The following is a 15,939-nucleotide window of genomic DNA, read 5'->3' on the forward strand; positions in this document are numbered from 1 at the left end:
GTGGGTGGTGGCCGACCGAGGTTATGCCAGTCACGCCTTTCGTGAGCACATCTGGAGCCGGGGTGCACGGCCCGCGATCCCGTCAAAGCGCAACGAAGCCCCCGTCGCCTGCCCGGACTGGATCTACAACAACCGCAACTTCGTCGAGCGGCTCTGGGCGCGTTTGAAAGAATGGCGTGCCATCGCAACCCGCTACGAGAAGACAGCTTCAAGCTTCATGGGCGTTCTCTCGCTCGCAGCCGCTCTGGACTGGCTCAAGAGCTAACAGGCCGTAGATGGGTTCGCGATCCCGATCCCAGCGATCTCCGCCTTCAGGCCAATCAGCTCCTCCTCCCAGCTGTCGGCCTGCCTCGCCAGCTCGTCCCGATCCAGGGTGATGCCCGCCAGTTCCATGCGGACGACCGGAACAACGGCCTCGCACAGCCGGGACAGCGACTCTCGTCCTCGGGCGAGCGGACCAATCCGGGGTAGCAGGGCGTCAGCCAGCTTCAGCGCGAACACGGCGTCCAGGGCAGCGTAGGCCACCTGCTCATCGGTCAGGCGATCGCGCCACCAGGGCGAGACCTGCGATTCCTTCGGCAGCTCGATACCGAGCGCCTCATCGACCGCAGCCTTGAGTGATGCCCGGCGGGTGCCCTCGCGACGCCTGTCTGCAACGCCACGGAGAATGAGGCCGGACATGAGGATCGTGTCGAGTAGGTTGGCGCTATCGAGCGCGATGCCATTCGCCATCAGCATCTTGGCGTCAAAGCTCAGGTTGTGGCCGACGAGCGTGCATTTCCAGATCGGGGCAAGAGCATCACTGCCCAGCGGCACCCGGCGCAGGTCAATGACGAGAGCTACTGTTCGGCCCTCAATCTCTCCAGCGACCTGGAGCAGGCGGACCTCCGCCCGGAACGGGTCGAGAGCTGCTGATGTGTCCAGGGCTGGTTGCGTTTTGGCGGAGCGGCCGTCCTTCGTGATCGCGATCGGCCGGAGCACAGGCAGGAATTCGGGCCGAGGCGCCGTTTCGACATCGAGGCCGAGAGTGTCAGCGACTGCGCACAGGCGTCCGACCTCGCGGGCAGCCTGCTGCTCGTCGTCGATGAAGATCAACTCGACGCCGAGCCGCTCCAGCAATGCGACTGAGGCCGTGCTCCCGGCAGGCAGAAGGACGGAGCGGATGCTGCCGCGCTGGGCCTCCAGCGCTGCCCTGAGATCGAGGCAGAGATCTTCCGAGCCGTGCGCGATTAGTTCGCCGTCCGCCAAACGTTCGGAGAACGTCACGCCTGCGGCTTTCGCTACTGAGAGGATCTCAATGGTAGCCGACCCCTGGGCGCCGCTCACCGGTTCGCGGGCGACGAGCGATAGCGGTGGATCGTACGAAGGCATTTGGTCAGCAAGCATCGCGCCCGAGACCACGTCAGCCACAGGCTCTATCTCGAGGCCGGGTGCAGATGCATTGCTACCGGACGCAGCGATCCCGATCGCACGCAGCTGTTCTCGAATAGACTTCCACGTCATTACTCCCACGGTTTCAAACTCCTCAGATGCGCATCATCATGCGCAATTCCCATTGGCGAATTTCATGATGAGATCTGCGAAGGGTTACAGGTGGTACGGGCGGTACTGCAGAGGGCACCACCCTCGACGGCGAGCTGTCTTGCGGGGTACAGGGTGGGACTGGGATGGGATCGCGCACTACCAAGTACTGCCGGTCCCCCGCCTGTACCGCCCTGGTGAGCCCGGCCGCACTCTGTAGTACCACCTGTACCCCGGTCCCACCCTCGTGATGAGCGGGACCGGAATGATGTACAATATTGACGATACTACTGCGGCGACTCAGCCGGCCCTGTGCCAGCCGCCTCTTCGAGGATGCGCATGTCTACGACATAGAACCGCGCTTTGGTGGATAGGCCACCTCGGAGAACACGCTCTTGCTTCTGAAGCTTGCCCTCATCGGAATGCAGTAGGCCTTCATCTCGGAGATGCCGAGCTGTTGCGTCAGGGTTAAACCCGGCGCAGACCTCCGATCGCCAGGCAGTCGTCTCAATCAGAATGCGGTCATTCTTCACGTATCCAAGAGTGTCCCGCTTATTCTCGTCGGCAGAGCTTGTATAAGCGAGCTCCTTGTCATCGTTGATCCGCAGGTGGATGAACCGCCCATGGAGATTGGCTGCGAGAATGGCGCGGATCTGCTCCACGGCGTTCACCGTCTCACCGGAAAGGTCCAGCCGACCTTTCCGTCCAGCCGCCCAGCGGGCCATGCAAGCGGCGATGCCGAGGTCCGTGTCCTCAGAGGTCCACGGAAGCAGACCAGCCTCATGAGCCATCCGCAGCGCCGCGGCGATCAGAGCGAAGCGGTTGATCACGGACCGGACTTGCCCTGTGCCGGTAGCCCGCACTGCGGCAACCTCAGGAATAGCCAGCCAGTCCTCTCGATGCAGCGCAATCCGCCTCTGGATCTCCTCCGACCCGAGGTCCACGAGGTGCTGAAGCCACGCCCGGCCTACAGCACCATGGAAGCGTGTAGTGGCAGGGTAAAACTGCTTGCCCAACTCCTCGATCTGGTCCACCGGGCAGGTCTCAAAAGCGCTCCCGGGCTGAACCTCGGCCGGAACGTCGACGAGGCGCACAGACAACCCTGCAGGCACGGTCTCTCCGCCAGCGGAGAGGAAGGCCTGCATGGTCGGCTCGCCCGTCGAGATGCCGACGACACGAAAGCTCTCCATCGGCCGCAAGCTGATGTCTTGTGTGCCACGCAGCTTCGTGCTGCCATTGGCCAGCAGGTACACAGCAGCCCGGATGACCTTGGCATTGCCCTCGCCGATCTCGTCGAACGAGCCTCCGATGTCGGAGCGCAACAAGGCATACAGCTCAAGGCCAACCGCGGTTGCAGTCCAACTCGCGCCGAACGCGTCCGCCTCGCCAGGGATCTTGGGCCTGCCCCAGACCGTTTGGCCGATGGCAGCCGCCAGCGACTTGGCGATCTTGCTCGCACCCCAGACGTGAAAAAACCCGGGTGGCTCGTTGGCCCAGTAGAGCAGTGGGCCGGCAAAGGCGGTGCCGACGCACAGGTGCACGTTCGAGTTTCCACCCAGCGGGCGGGCGATCTGGTCGATCCACTCGGCGATGGTTCCCGAGGCACTGAGACCGTGCTGTGTCTGCAGGCTGGCGGTCTGCAAGACAGGGCGCGCGCCGTCAAAGCCGGTAGGAACCAGCGTTCCGTCGGGCAGAACGAAGACCCAGGCACCATCACTCTGATGCCACCCGATCTGTGGAACGGACGTGATGCGGGCATCAACCTCCGTTGTCAGGAACTGCACGATCGCCTGACGGGCGTCTTTGCCCGGGACGGTGCCGACGCCCAGTGATGCGAGCGTGGAGACGATCTCGCTCGACTTTTCGGCCGCGATCAGGGCATGCGGGATCGCGAGCGGCTTTGACCGGCCGTCGCGGTTCGTGACGATGACATACGCACCCCAGTTTTCGCCGCGAGCATCCCTCGTGAGCGCCTCAATCTTGATCTGAGTTGTGCAGATTACATCCCACGCTGGGGTCCCGTCCGAGCCTGTCCGTCGGACGAACACGCCCTTCTCAGAAGTCCTGAAGTCGGTTCCGTAATAGTGGAACCCGCTCTCCGGACCGCCGCTCGGGCGCTGCTGACGAGCCTTCTCACTCTTTCGCCCTTTAATTATCTTTACCAAAACGGATCGCGCCAGCCCAAAGCGCTTGGCTCCATCGAGCAGCTCCAACTCAAGCTCCGCTTCACCTAGGCTGCTGACTTGATCAGCCCACGCGAAAAGCTCCTCCTTCCGCCTCGTTTCGTCGGTCCGGAAGTCGTCGGCAAAGCCGGTAAATGGGTCACCGATTGGAGCCTGATGGTGCTCAGTCACAACCTCTTCGGCCGGACCGGAAGCATCGTCTGCTTCGTTCCCCACGCTCTCATCTGGGTTCAGCTCTTCGAATGTTTGGCTCTCGTCGGCGCTGAACGACTCCGGCCGCGGACTCAGATCAGTCCCACGCAGGCCTGAAAGGTCATCCTCACCATGAGTGGTCGCAGGCATATCTGCAAATAGCGCACCGGCCTCAGGAAGGCCATCATAATTTGATGAAAAGGAAATCGAGCTATTGCTGTCCACGTTCTTTACTCCTGAATGAGGTCGTTGAAATCGTTCTTGCCGCCGGCCGGAACTTTGATTTGTACATGAAGGCCCGCAGCGAGTGCCCGGGATAGCAGCCGTTCCGCGGCCCGTAGGCCGACTTCGTCGTCGTCGGCAGCAATCCACAGACGCCGCACTTGAGGGGGCCAGCGGAACGACCGCACCCCCGAAGCGCTAAGTGCAGCGACAGTCGGAAGCCCGGTCAACTGTCGAACCGACAGCGCGGTCTCGATGCCTTCAGCAACGGCGAGTTCTGCCCCGATCTCCTGAACCGGGGCGAGCCATACACCACCATGCCTCAGCTGCCCGAGACTGATCTTGTTGGTCTCGGTCGCAGCCTTCCGCACTCTGCCGTCCGCATCCGAAGCGTGGAGGAAGGTCAGATGCACACCGGAGGCGTGCAGCGGAGCTGCGCGAGGGTCGTCGCCACCCGGCACACGCTGAACCAGCGAGATCATTGCCGGATAGAGCTGGCCGTCGCTCGGGTTTCGCTGACCGGGAAGAAAGCGGATCGACGACGGCACGGGCTCAGTGATGCCGCGACCCCGCAGGTACATCTCGGCCAGCGTCCCGGAGGCCGGAACGCTTTTGTCCCAGAGCTGCAGAGCCCTAGCGACCTTCGATGGGTCTGCCTTAGGTAGCGTCAGCAGCTCCGACGGGATGCCCGCGATGGCTGCGATGCCAGCAGCATTGCCGCAAGCGACGCAGGAGATTGCGATGCCATCGGTCTGGACTGACAGCGCGACGGTTGGCTTCCCGTAGGCGCAGCACGGGCAGTTCCCACGCAGCACACCATCACGGCCGGCCTTCAAGTTCAGACGGGTGGCGGCCTCAGCCGCCACGATCGAAGCAGGGAGGGGGCTCATTTCGCGCCCTCCTGAATGACAGCCAAGATCTCGTCAGACTTCCAAGCCGTGATCTTGGGGCCGAGCTTGATCGGCTGAGGAAACCTTTTACTGCGTACCCCAGCCCACCAAGTACTGCGAGAAACTGGAACCAGCGATAGGACTTCTGTGAGTCTCAGAAGCCGGGGGATATTGTTAGATGTACTCAATTTCTTTTTAGATCCTCTTGTTAAAAGCCGTTCTGTCCCGGCCAAGAGGTTCTACTGAGGATGATCTCAAAGATAAAAAGTCTTTATCGGCCAGCTTCAGGTCATTTTAGGTCAGACCTTGGCCGACCCCTACGGCTCGGTCCGTACAGCTTGTTCCAGGCACGCTTGCAGGTGGATTCGCTGACGGTGTCCCTGTTGCGCTCCTTCAGCCAGGCGTTGACCTTGATGTAACCGTGGCCTTTGACCCCGTTGGGCTTCTCGTCGCGCCAGAGCGCACGCATGGCCTCCATCGCGGCTTGCACCGACGACCCTCCGGCAGTCATCGTGACGGTGGGCTCTGAGTCGGGCTTTAGCCCCGTGTCCGCTGTGACCGGGCTGGGATTCGCACGAACGCAGGCAGCCAACTCTGCTGGGATTGTCAGCCCGGACTGCTCCGCCCAGTTTACAAAGGCGGTCGGGGGCGCCGGGAACACGATGTCTCCAACCTTCAGGCGCTCTCTCGTGTGGGCGTAACGCCGAGCAAAGCTAGACACTTGCAGGTGCTCCTCAACCCGCTCCCACTTGACCACTGCCGGATCTCTCCAGAGGATTAAGGCCGTCGCCTGATCCAGCGTCCAACTCGGAAATAACGCCCAGACGGCAAAATCCGCCCGCGCACCAGGACGGTTGAAGAAGCGCTGCGCCTCCTCGTTCTCTTCACGATTGATTTGCGCCTGCTGCTGGACGCGAACCTCCTCTGCTTCAATGAGCAGGTCTAAGTCGTCTTCCGGCATGCGTTCCAGCTTCGACCGGTAAGCTTCGACTTCTAGCCGCAGCTCTCGGAGGACCGCCTCGTAGTCGTCATCCGCTCCTGACACTCTAAGAGCCTCGTCCGCGCCAGGAAATTTCAGCCTGACGAGGTGCTCTATCTTCCCCAAGACATCATCGTTCATGGCTGAGCTGCCGATAGTGCCGCTTTCTGCGCTAAGCTTTTATGCCCTCGTTCAGCACGCCGGATGCAAACCGATCCGCCAGCTCGTCTACGTAGTCGGCCCACCGCTGCATCATCTGCCGCCGATCATCGAGGTACTCGGCCCGGTGATAGGCAGCACGAACCTTGTTGCGTTCCTGATGAGCGAGCTGCCGCTCAATCACGTCCGGGTCGAAGCCCATCTCATTAAGCAGGGTCGATGCCGAGGAGCGGAAGCCGTGGCCCGTAGCTCGGCCGTGATACCCTAGCCGGTACAGGGCGTAGAGCACTGTGTTTTCCGACATGGGCTTGGTGAGCTTGCGCTCGTTCGGGAACACGAGAGGCGAGCGGCCGGTCAGCGCGCGCAAGTCCGACAGCAGGGCCAGAGCCTGACGAGAGAGCGGAACGATGTGCTCGTCGCCCATCTTCATTCGCTCGGCCGGGATCCGCCAGACAGCTCCATCTATGTCGAACTCGGACCATTGGGCCTCGCGCAGCTCGCCGGTCCGCACGAACGTGTACGCCATCAGCATCAGCGCCGACCGGGTCACGGGGCTACCGTCGTAAGTCTTGATGCGGGCGATCAGCTCCCCGAACTCCTGCGCCCTCGTCACGGCGGCAAAGTTCCGAGGCTTGTGAGCCTTGAACGTACCTCGCAGCGGAGCAGCCGGATCGCTGTCCGCTCGGCCCGTGGCCACGGCGTAACGGAAAACTTGAGAGGCCCACATCCTCACCTTACGCAGAGCCGACAGGGCACCCCGCCGCTCCATCAGCAGCAGGCTCTCGCGCAAGACCGGCACGGTGATGCTGCGAATTGAGCACCCCCCGATCTGGGGGTACAGGTTCGCCGCTAGGGCGGAATGAACCGCCTCACGATAGCTCGGCGACCACTCACCCGCTCGGGCTGCGAGCCACTCCTCGGCAATGACCTGGAAGGTGTCAGCCGCTGCAGCAGCTTCGCTGCGCTGGCGCTTGCGGTCGGCGACCGGATCCCCACCATCGCGAATCAGCCGCCGAGCCTGAGCCACTTTGTCGCGCGCCTCGGCGAGGCTGATTTCCGGGTAAACCCCGACGGCGAACAGCTTCTCCTTTCCCGCCACCCGGTACTTCAGGCGCCAGTAGCGGGCACCGTTCGGGTTGACGAGCAGGAAGAGCCCAGCGCCGTCCGACAGCTTGTACGGCTTAGGTCCGGGCTTGGCCTGACGAACCTTCGTGTCGGTGAGTCGATCTCGGGCCATGGGGTAGCTGCCAGTGCGATCTGGCCATTGTACCCCCGATCAGGCCATTAGTACCCCCGCCGCTACCCCCAGGGTCGCTGGATGTCAACGCATCCAGTCGGACTGGATCGGACAAAAAATCGAGCTATCTAGCTGAAATCATTCCGCAATCTGGACGACATTGGACGGTGTCGGATTGCGATATGGCGGAGACGGAGGGATTCGAACCCTCGATACCCCTTTCGGGGTATGCTCATTTAGCAAACGAGTGCCTTCAGCCGCTCGGCCACGTCTCCACGGCACTGGCTCTAGAATTTCGCGTTGGGCGGGTCAACCCGCTTCGCCTCGGCCGGCGGGGGGATTTCGCGGGCCGGCTGGAGGGCCTTGCGGCGCTCGTAATGCTTGGCGACGCGCAAGTGGCGGGAGATGGCGTAGTTCATCGCCGTGAGGAAGCCGTAGACGCCGCGCACGAAGTGGCGGCGGCCGACATACGCCTTGAGGAAATTGCCCGGCAGCTCGACGAAGACGCGCCAGCTGGGGATGGCGACGCCGCGGGCCGCGAGGTCGTCGGCCTGCTGGTCGGAATAGCGGTTGAGCTTGTCGAGCTGGTCGCCGAGCGAGCGCACCGAGAAGTGGTGGATCACGCCCCGGAGCCGCCCGGCCTCGACGCCCGGCTGCAGCTCGACGCGGTCGTGGACCGGGGAGGGGGAGTAACGCCCGCGGTCCCGGCGATAGAGCCGCACCGGCGTCAGCGTGTAGGCCCAGGGGTGCGGGCGGCGCTCGCCGGGGAAGATCTCGGCGATGCCGACGTGCCAGGCGGGCTTCTCCGGCTCGCCGGCCGCGAACAGGGCCCGGATCCGCCCCGCCAGGTCCGGCGGCACCACCTCGTCGGCGTCGACGTTGAGGAGCCAGGCGTGCCGGCACTGCTCCTCGGCGAAGCGCTTCTGCGGCCCGTAGCCCGGCCAGTCGTTGTGGATCACCCGGGCGCCGAGCGATTCGGCCAGCGCCTGCGTGCCGTCGGTCGAGCCCGAATCCACGACCACGAGGTCGTCCGTCAGGTCGCGCACCGCCCGGATCGTGGCCCCGATCCGGTCGGCCTCGTTCTTGGCGATGATGAAGACGGAGAGGGGCAGGGAGGGCATCGGGCGGCCGGGATCGCGGGGGCCGGGCCGCTCTAGCGGCCGCCGGGCCCCGGTACAAGCGATGCCTCCGCCAGGCGCTTGCGCTGGACCTTGCCGTTCGGCGTGCGGGGCAGCGCCGGCAGGAAGCGGATCTCGCGCGGGCACTTGTAGGAGGCGAGCCGCCCGCGGCACCATTCGAGGAGAGCCGGCGCGTCGGCCCCGGCCCCGGGCGCCAGCACCACGAAGGCGCAGATCACCCGCACGTCGGCCCGCACGGCAAGCTCGGCGACGCCCACCTCCGCCACGTCCGGATGCTCGGCGAGCACGCCCTCGACCTCGTTCGGCGAGACGCGGTAGCCCATCGCGTTCATCAGGTCGTCGTTGCGGCCGTGGAACCAGAGGTAGCCGTCGGCGTCGAGGCTCGCGAGGTCGCCGCCGGCGAACCACGCGCCCCGCATCACGGCGGCCTCCTCGTCGGGGCGGTTCCAGTAGCCGAGCATCAGGCCGGGCTCGGAGCGGTGCACGGCGAGCAATCCCGTCTCGCCCGCGGGCAGGGGCTCCGGCGCGCCCTCGACGGGCAGGATCGCCACGGGGCGCCCGGGCTGCGGCTTGCCCGGCGAGCCCGGCCGCACCGGCACGGTCGGGCCGCTCGACACGTAGGTCGAGATCTCGCTCATGCCGAGCGCCTCGTAGAGCGGCTTGCCGGTCGCCCGGGTCCAGGCGTCGAGCAGGTCGAGGGGCAGCGCCTCGCCCGCCGTGCAGCCGTGGCGCAGGCTCGGCAGGTCGAGCTCGCCCGGATCCGCATATTTGAGGATCTGCCGGTAGAGGCTCGGCACCGCGGCGAACAGCGTCGCCCGGTAGTCCCTGATCAGCCGCGGCCACACGGCCGGATCGCGCGGGCCGTTGTAGAGCACCGTGCCGGCACCGACCGCCCAGGGGTCGGAGATGCCGACGCCGAGCGTGTAGGTCCAGTTCATCGTGCCGGCATGCAGCATCACGTCCGACTCGGTGAGCCCGAGCCAGTGCGCGTACATCGGGCGGCGTCCGAAGATGGCGCGGTGGGCGTGCAGCACGCCCTTCGGCCGGCTCGTCGTGCCGGAGGTGTAGATCAGGGTCGCCGGATCGTCGGCGGCGGTGTCGGCGTAGTCGGGCAGCGGCGGCCCGGCCTTCATCGCGGCGATGTCGGCCGGCGCCAGCAGGATCCGGTCGCCGAGGGCGCCGCGCTCGACCGGGCAGCCCGCGCCGGCGACGATTGCGGCCGCGCCCGAATTCTCCATCAGGAAGGCCGCCTCGGCCGGCGTCAGAAGCGGCGAGGAGGGCAGGGCCACGAGCCCGGCCGCGAGGCAGCCGAAATAGACGAGCACGTAGTCGGTCTCGTTGCCCATGCGGATCATCACGCGGTCGCCGGGCCGGAGACCGAGCCCCAGCAGCCCCGCCGCGATCGCCCGCACGGCCCGGTCCGCCTCGCCGAAGGTCAGCCGCTCCGCCTCGCCCGCGCCGCCCACCATGACGAGGGCGGTCTTGCCGGCGCGCAGGCGCGCGTTCTCGGCGAGGCAGTAGCGGGCGCCGTTGAAGCGGGCAGGGGGCTGGCGGTCGTCGGACACGGGAAGCCTTGGCAGAATCGCGGTGCGAGGCCGGTCTCCCCCGCCGAGGCCGGTCGCGTCAACCGGCGAGCCCGCGCCGCCCCGCCCCTCCCGTGCGGGAGAGGTCGAGTCCGCGAAAGCCGACCGGGTGAGGGGTTTGCCGTCTCCGGAGAGGTCGCACCCCTCACCCTGTCCCTCTCCCGCACGGGAGAGGGGACCCGCGCCCGAGCGGGAAGCGCGCCCCGAGCCCTGCACCGACGTCCTCGTGAATACCGGCGGAGACAGCGCGCCGCCCCACCTCTCCCGTGCGGGAGAGGTCGAGTCCGCGTCAGCGGACCGGGTGAGGGGTGCGACTTCTCCCGAAAGACCTGACCCCTCAACCCGACCCTCTCCCGCACGGGAGAGGGGACCCGCGCCCGAGCGGGAAGCGCCACGGGGCGGCCTCAGCTGCGCCGCTGCGCCCGGGTCTCCTGCTCCTCGAAGCCCTTCAGCACCTTGTCGAGCGTCATCGGGTAGTCGCGGAGCCGCACGCCCGTGGCGTTGTGGATCGCGTTCGCCACGGCCGCACCGGCGCCGCAGATGCCGAGCTCGCCGAGCCCCTTGCTCTTCAGCGGGTTCGCCTTGTCGTCGAGTTCGGGCAGGAAGATCGCGTCGATCGCCGGAATGTCCGCGTGGACGGGCACGTGGTACTCGGCGAGGTCGCGGTTGACGAAGGAGCCGTAGCGGCCGTCGATCACGACCTCCTCGGTCAGCGCGGCGCCGACCCCGAAGGTCATGCCCCCGATCGCCTGGGAGCGAGCGGTCTTGGCGTTGAGGATGCGCCCGCCCGTGAAGACGCCGAGCATCCGGCGAAGCCGCACCTCGCCCGTATCGGCGTCGACGCCGACCTCCGCGAAATGCGCCCCGTAGGAATATTGCGAGAAGGCCTTGGTCAGCGCGCCCGGCTTGATCTCGCCCTCGGCCTCGACGCCCGCGCCCGCGAGGTCCCGGAGCGTCTCGGAGCGGTTGCCGGAGGTGACGCGGCCCTCGGCGAAGAGCGCGCCGTCCGGCGCCATCCCGGCCCCGGCGAGGAGCTTCAGGCGCAGCGCGTCGCAGGCGACGTAGAGCGCGGAGCCGGCGCTGCCGGCGCCCCAGGAGCCGCCGGAGCCGGCGGCCTTCGGGAGGCGCGTGTCGCCGAGCTCGATCCGGATCGCCTCGACCGGCAGCCCCATCATCTCGCCCGCGATCTGCGCCAGGATCGTGTAGGTGCCGGTGCCGATATCGGTCATTGCCATGCCGACGGTGAGCGTGCCGTCGGGCTCGAGCCGCACCCGGGCGGCGGAGGGCTGGAGCGGGTTGAGGCGGGCAGCCGCCGACATGCCGAGGCCGACGCGCCAGCGCCCGTCCCGGGTCTCGCCCGGCCGGCCGCGCCTGTCCCAGCCGAATAGGCGCGCGCCCTCGCGCATGCAGGGCACGAGCTGGCGCGTCGAGAACGGCACGTGCTTCTCGGGGTCCTGCTCGGGCTCGTTGCGCACCCTGAGCTCGATCGGGTCGAGGCCGAGCCGCTCGGCAAGCTCGTCCATGGCGCACTCGAGGGCCAGCATCCCGACCGCCTCGCCCGGCGCCCGCATGGCCGAGGAGAGCGGCAGGTTGAGGCTCGCCAGCCGGTGCCGGGTGATGCGGTTCGGCGCCGCGTAGAGCGAGCGGGTGACGTTGGCGGCCGTCTCGTAGAACTGGTCGCCCGGCGTCGTGTCGGACCAGGATTCGTGCCCGATCGCGGTGAGGCGCCCGTCGGCGCCGGCCCCGAGCCGGACCCGCTGGATCGTGTCCGAGCGCCGGGTCGAGCCGTGGAACTCCTGCTGGCGCGTCAGCGCCACCTTCACGGGACGGCCGATGCTCCGCGCGGCGAGCGCCGCGAAGACTGCGTCGGCCTGGGGCTGCAGCTTCGCGCCGAAGCCGCCGCCGATGTAGCGGCTCACGAGCCGCACGTTCTCGGTCGGCAGGCCGAGCACCGAGGCGAGCGAGATCTGGCCGCGGTTCAGCATCTGGTTCGACGTGTAGAGCGTGACGCGGTCGTCCTCCCAGCCCGCGATGGTGGCGTGGGGCTCCATCATGGCGTGGGTCTGGACGGGGGTCGTGTACTCGACGTCGAGCTGTACGGGCGCGGCTGCGAAGGCGCCCTCGAAATCGCCGAGGCTCGAATCGGGCGGGCTCGCCGCCTGCTTCGGCACGACGGAATCGGGGCGCGCGGCGCGCAGGTCGTAGCGGCCCGCCTCACGGTCATAGGCCACGCGGACAAGGGCCGCCGCCGCGCGCGCCTGCTCGAAGGTCTCGGCGACCACGAAGGCGACGGGCTGGCCGAAATGCACGATCTCGGTGCCCTTGAGGACGGGGCCGACCTGCTCCTTCTTCTCGCCCTGCGGCGGCACGTTCTCGTGCGTCATCACGTGGATGACGCCCGGCGCGGCGCTAGCGGCGGCGACGTCGATCGACCGGATCCGGCCCTTGGCGATTCCCGCCTCGACGAGAAAGCCGTAGGCCGGGTTCGCCAGCTCGCGGGTCTCGTAGGCGTAGGGCGCGCGCCCCGTCACCTTCAGGCGGCCCTCGATGCGGTCGATGCCGCGCCCGAGGAGGCCGTCCGGCTTGTCGTCGAGCGGCGTGCGGCCGATCGGCTGGCTCATGTCCATGGCGGCTGTCCTGTCTCTCAGGCCCGGGTCGCGTCGGCGACGACGGCCCGCAGCGTCCGGCGCGTGAGGGGAATCTTGAAGTCGTTGGCGCCCCGGCCCCTGGCGCCGGCGAGGACCGCCTCGGCGGCGGCCTCGGCCCGGCCCGTCGAGACGAGGGCCTGCTCGGCCGTCTCGACCCGCCACGGCTTGTGGGCGAGCCCGCCGAAGGCGAGGCGGGCGGAGCCGACCCGGTCGCCGTCCCGGCCGATCACCGCGGCCACCGAGACCAGCGCGAAGGCGTAGGAGGCCCGGTCGCGCACCTTCCGGTAGATGTGCGTGCCGGGCACGGGCCTCGGCAGGGTGACCGCCGTGATCAGCTCGCCCGGCCGGAGGCTCGTCTCGACCTCGGGCGTGTCGCCGGGCAGCCGGTGGAACTCCGCGATCGGGATGGCGCGCGTCGCGCCGTCGGCGGCCACCGTCTCGACGGTGGCGTCCAGCGCGCGCAGCGCGACGTTCATGTCGGACGGGTTCGTGGCGATGCAGCTCTCGCTCGCGCCGAGCACCGCGTGGATGCGGTTGAAGCCCCCGATCGCCGCGCAGCCCGAGCCCGGCTCGCGCTTGTTGCAGGGCTTCGTCGTGTCGTAGAAGTAGAAGCAGCGGGTGCGCTGCAGCAGGTTGCCGGCGGTGGTCGCCTTGTTGCGCAGCTGGCCCGAGGCGCCGGCCAGCAGCGCCTTGGCCAGCACCGCGTAGTCCCGCCGCACCCGGGGATGGGCCGCGAGATCCGCGTTGCGCACCAGTGCGCCGACGCGCAGGCCGCCCTCGGGCGTGTCCTCGATCCCCGCCAGCGGCAGGCGGTTGACGTCGATCAGGGTCGCGGGCGTCTCGACCTGCAGCTTCATCAGGTCGAGCAGGTTCGTGCCGCCCGCGATGAAGCGGGCGTTCGGCCGCTCGGAGGCGAGGCTCGCGGCCTGCGCGATGGTCGCCGGGCGCTCGTAGGTGAAGGCTTTCATCGGATCAGCCCCTCAGAGATCGGTGCCGGCGGCGTCGCGGATCGCCGCCACGATGTTCGGGTAGGCCGAGCAGCGGCAGAGGTTGCCGCTCATGCGCTCGCGGATCTCGGCATCGGTGAGGGCGGGCGCGGCGGTGAGGTCCTCGGTGACGTGGCTCGGCCAGCCGGCCCTGACCTCGCCGAGCATGCCGGCCGCCGAGCAGATCTGGCCCGGCGTGCAGTAGCCGCACTGGAAGCCGTCATGGTGCAGGAAGGCGGCCTGGAGCGGGTGGAGCGCGTCGCCCTCGGCCAGGCCCTCGATCGTCGTGACGGCGTCGCCCTCGTGCATGGCCGCGAGCGTCAGGCAGGCATTGCTGCGCCGTCCCTCGATCAGCACCGTGCAGGCGCCGCACTGGCCGTGGTCGCAGCCCTTCTTGGTACCGGTCAGGTCGAGGTGCTCGCGCAGCGCGTCGAGGAGCGTGGTGCGGGTGTCGAGGACGAGGTCGCGCGCCTGCCCGTTCACCGTGAGGCGCACCGGCATGGTCCGGGGCGGCGGATCGCCCGGCAGCGCCGGAGGCGGGGACGCGAAGGCGGCGGAGCCGAAGCCCCAGCCGCCCGCGCAGGCCGCGGCCGCGGCGGCGCAGCCCTCCATGACGGCGCGCCGCGTCGGTTGCTGTGTCGTGTCGGTCATGCCTGTTGTCCTGTGCCGCCGGGCATCCGCCCGTCGCCTGCGGCCCCGGCCACCTCGGGTCCGCACGGCGGGAAGTGCAGGTGGCTCAACGCGTCGCGTCCGGCTTCGATCCGGCGCCGCCCCGCGCCCCTCGGCCTGCGCCGCCCGCGCGGCGGGAATGGAGGCGTCCCGGCAGACGGCGAGATCGGCGGCGCGCGCCTAACATAGATCAAGCCGATCCCTGCCCGGACGGGCTATGCCTGCGTCGTCGGAGTCGGGGAGGGGACGATGGACGATCCGCTCGTCCGGACGCCCGAGCCCTTCGTGCGCGGCGCCGACCGACGGGTGGGCACGCCGAGGGTCGAGCCCGCCCGTGGGGCAGGCACGCGGCCCTCGACACCGGGAGGCCGATGGAGGCGCGTGACGACGGGACGAGCCAAACCCGCCAAGGCGGCCGCCGCGCCGGCCTGGCCCGCCGGCGGCGGCGCGGCCGGCGCGCTGCTGCGCGACCGCGACTGGTCCCGCTCCGCGCTCGGACCCAGCCGGGACTGGCCCGATCCCGTCCGGGTCGCGGTCGACATGGTGCTCGGCGCGCCCCTGCCGGCGGCCCTGCTATGGGACCGCGACGGGCTCGTCCTCTACAACGACGCCTTCGCCGAGGCGGTCGGCGCCCGGCACCCGGCCGCCTTCGGCGCGCCGGCGGCCGAGGGCCTGCCGGAGCTGTGGCTCTCGGCCGGTGAGATCCTGCGGGAGGCCCTCGACGGCGGCGTTCCGCCGGGCCGGATGCGCGCGGGTGACGGGGCGGAGCACGTCCTGGTCCCGGTCCGCGGCGCCGACGGCGCGGCGGCGGGGCTCCTCCTCATCGCCTGCCCGGACGCGGCGCGCGGGAACGAGGCCCGTCTCGAGGCGATCCTGTCCGAGCTGCATCACCGCGTCCGCAACAGCCTCGCGGTGATCCGCTCGATCGCCCGGCGCACCGCGGAGACGAGCCGCAGCGTCGAGGATTACGCCATGCATCTCGACGGCCGCCTCAACGCCTTCGCGCGGGTCCAGGGCGCGGTCACCCGCGACCCCGGCAGCGGGGTCGACCTCGAGGGACTCGTGGCCGACGAGCTCCTCGCCTACCAGATCCGCGAGGGCAGCCGCGCCCGCATCGGCGGCCCGCCCGTGCGGCTGACGCCGAGCGCGGCCGAGACGATCGGCCTCGCGATCCACGAGCTCGCCACCAACGCGGTCGAGCACGGCGCGCTCGCGGGGGAGCGGGGCCGCGTCGCGGTGACGTGGCGAGTCGAGGGCACGGCCGAGGCGGGCCGCCTCGCCTTCACCTGGTGCGAGCGGGGCGGCCGGCGGGCGCGCCCCCCGACCAGCAAGGGTTTCGGGCTGAACCTTCTCGAGCGCACGCTCGCCTACGACTTGAAGGGCCGCTGCCTGCTCGACTTCGCGCCCGAGGGGCTGACCTGCCGGATCGAGGTGCCGCTGACGCCGCGCATCGCCGCCTGCGGGCCGCCGCCCGTCGAGCGGCCTGCCCGGCCCCCTGGCAACGGTGCCGGCGATCCGGCCTGACCGCGCC

13 protein-coding genes and 1 tRNA gene are annotated in these 15,939 nt (G+C 68.6%); 2 read left to right on the top strand and 12 right to left on the bottom strand.

Annotated features, from left to right (window positions below; translation table 11 throughout):
• Positions 1–265 (top strand): transposase (locus WDW90_RS00005; RefSeq protein ID WP_336485188.1); only part of this gene is annotated, 265 nt, incomplete at its 5' end.
• Here WDW90_RS00005 and WDW90_RS00010 read toward each other — a convergent pair.
• From WDW90_RS00010 to WDW90_RS00065, 12 genes are all read right to left on the bottom strand, one after another.
• Positions 262–1,410 carry a hypothetical protein gene (locus WDW90_RS00010; RefSeq protein WP_336485190.1) on the bottom strand — a complete coding sequence of 383 codons (1,149 nt, stop codon included), beginning with the start codon at positions 1,408–1,410 and terminating at the stop codon, positions 262–264. The genes WDW90_RS00005 and WDW90_RS00010 overlap by 4 nt on opposite strands.
• Positions 1,411–1,808: 398 nt before the next feature.
• Positions 1,809–4,121: a DUF927 domain-containing protein gene (locus tag WDW90_RS00015; RefSeq protein ID WP_336485192.1), complete on the bottom strand. Its 2,313-nt coding sequence runs from the start codon at positions 4,119–4,121 to the stop codon at positions 1,809–1,811.
• Positions 4,122–4,126: 5 nt separating this feature from the next.
• Positions 4,127–5,008 (bottom strand): toprim domain-containing protein, encoded by an 882-nt coding sequence (locus WDW90_RS00020; protein ID WP_336485193.1) that lies wholly within the window; start codon positions 5,006–5,008, stop codon positions 4,127–4,129.
• Positions 5,005–5,241 carry a helix-turn-helix transcriptional regulator gene (locus WDW90_RS00025; RefSeq protein WP_336485194.1) on the bottom strand — a complete coding sequence of 79 codons (237 nt, stop codon included), beginning with the start codon at positions 5,239–5,241 and terminating at the stop codon, positions 5,005–5,007. The genes WDW90_RS00020 and WDW90_RS00025 overlap by 4 nt, the downstream gene beginning before the upstream one ends.
• A 56-nt stretch (positions 5,242–5,297) precedes the next feature.
• The gene (locus tag WDW90_RS00030; protein WP_336485196.1) at positions 5,298–6,128 is read right to left on the bottom strand and encodes a hypothetical protein; all 831 of its coding nucleotides are present in this window, start codon (positions 6,126–6,128) and stop codon (positions 5,298–5,300) included.
• A gap of 31 nt (positions 6,129–6,159) precedes the next feature.
• A complete protein-coding gene (locus WDW90_RS00035; RefSeq protein ID WP_336485198.1) occupies positions 6,160–7,383 on the bottom strand; it encodes a tyrosine-type recombinase/integrase in 1,224 nt (407 codons plus the stop codon).
• A 183-nt stretch (positions 7,384–7,566) separates the two neighbouring features.
• Positions 7,567–7,658: transfer RNA gene (locus WDW90_RS00040), tRNA-Ser, on the bottom strand.
• A 12-nt stretch (positions 7,659–7,670) separates the two neighbouring features.
• Complete coding sequence (locus WDW90_RS00045) at positions 7,671–8,504, bottom strand: glycosyltransferase family 2 protein (protein ID WP_336485199.1); 834 nt, start codon at positions 8,502–8,504, stop codon at positions 7,671–7,673.
• Positions 8,505–8,536: 32 nt separating this feature from the next.
• Positions 8,537–10,087, bottom strand: coding sequence for a class I adenylate-forming enzyme family protein (locus tag WDW90_RS00050; RefSeq protein ID WP_336485200.1), 1,551 nt, complete (start codon positions 10,085–10,087; stop codon positions 8,537–8,539).
• Positions 10,088–10,509: 422 nt separating this feature from the next.
• Complete coding sequence (locus WDW90_RS00055) at positions 10,510–12,732, bottom strand: molybdopterin cofactor-binding domain-containing protein (protein ID WP_336485201.1); 2,223 nt, start codon at positions 12,730–12,732, stop codon at positions 10,510–10,512.
• A gap of 17 nt (positions 12,733–12,749) precedes the next feature.
• Positions 12,750–13,721: an FAD binding domain-containing protein gene (locus WDW90_RS00060; protein ID WP_336485202.1), complete on the bottom strand. Its 972-nt coding sequence runs from the start codon at positions 13,719–13,721 to the stop codon at positions 12,750–12,752.
• A gap of 12 nt (positions 13,722–13,733) precedes the next feature.
• The gene (locus WDW90_RS00065) at positions 13,734–14,390 is read right to left on the bottom strand and encodes a 2Fe-2S iron-sulfur cluster-binding protein (protein ID WP_336485203.1); all 657 of its coding nucleotides are present in this window, start codon (positions 14,388–14,390) and stop codon (positions 13,734–13,736) included.
• A gap of 267 nt (positions 14,391–14,657) precedes the next feature.
• Between WDW90_RS00065 and WDW90_RS00070 the strand changes: the two genes are divergently transcribed.
• Entirely contained in the window at positions 14,658–15,932 is a 1,275-nt protein-coding gene (locus tag WDW90_RS00070) for a sensor histidine kinase (protein ID WP_336485204.1), read from the top strand.
• Positions 15,933–15,939 lie beyond the last annotated feature (7 nt).

The sequence above is a fragment of the Methylobacterium nigriterrae genome (assembly GCF_037106235.1).
Lineage (GTDB): Bacteria > Pseudomonadota > Alphaproteobacteria > Rhizobiales > Beijerinckiaceae > Methylobacterium > Methylobacterium nigriterrae.

Coding starts and splice junctions, on each gene's coding strand:
- WDW90_RS00030 (WP_336485196.1), bottom strand. CDS start 6,128: ATGAACGATGATGTCTTGGGGAAGATAGAGCACCTCGTCAGGCTGAAA.
- WDW90_RS00065 (WP_336485203.1), bottom strand. CDS start 14,390: ATGACCGACACGACACAGCAACCGACGCGGCGCGCCGTCATGGAGGGC.
- WDW90_RS00035 (WP_336485198.1), bottom strand. CDS start 7,383: ATGGCCCGAGATCGACTCACCGACACGAAGGTTCGTCAGGCCAAGCCC.
- WDW90_RS00055 (WP_336485201.1), bottom strand. CDS start 12,732: ATGGACATGAGCCAGCCGATCGGCCGCACGCCGCTCGACGACAAGCCG.
- WDW90_RS00020 (WP_336485193.1), bottom strand. CDS start 5,008: ATGAGCCCCCTCCCTGCTTCGATCGTGGCGGCTGAGGCCGCCACCCGT.
- WDW90_RS00045 (WP_336485199.1), bottom strand. CDS start 8,504: ATGCCCTCCCTGCCCCTCTCCGTCTTCATCATCGCCAAGAACGAGGCC.
- WDW90_RS00070 (WP_336485204.1), top strand. CDS start 14,658: ATGGACGATCCGCTCGTCCGGACGCCCGAGCCCTTCGTGCGCGGCGCC.
- WDW90_RS00060 (WP_336485202.1), bottom strand. CDS start 13,721: ATGAAAGCCTTCACCTACGAGCGCCCGGCGACCATCGCGCAGGCCGCG.